Annotated in this window: 1 protein-coding gene; it reads right to left on the bottom strand. The window is 65.3% G+C overall.

What is annotated here, in order from left to right; translation table 11 throughout:
- Positions 1-378: HNH endonuclease signature motif containing protein (locus tag AC3A4Z_RS22600; RefSeq protein ID WP_498714552.1), on the bottom strand; the 378-nt coding region annotated here is incomplete at both ends.

Raw genomic sequence — 378 nt, 5'->3', positions numbered from 1 at the left:
GGGGTCGAGGTGTTTTGGGGGTGTGAACCAGGGGGTGTTGTTGGTGGTGGTGATGGTCCATTGTTCTTTGTGGATGAGGTGGTGGTGGCTGCTGCAGAGCAGGACGCCGTTGTCCAGGTTGGTGGGGCCGTTGTGGGACCAGTAGGTGATGTGGTGGGCTTCGCACCAGGTGGCGGGGATGGTGCAGTTGGGGAAGGCGCAGCCTTGGTCGCGGGCGGTGAGGGCGGTGCGTTGGGTTGGGGTGAAGAGCCGGGTTTTGCGGCCGAGGTCCAGGAGTTCGCCGTGGGTGCCCAGGAGTGCGGGGATGATGTCGGCGTCGCAGGCGATTTTGCGCAGGGTGGCGGCGGCGACGGGTCCGGTGAACACGAAGTTCCCCGT

It is taken from the genome of Arthrobacter sp. Soil_C_49 (genome assembly GCF_057656635.1).
The sequence above is the reverse complement of the archived record's forward strand: the minus strand, read 5'-3'. Positions and strand labels throughout refer to the sequence as shown.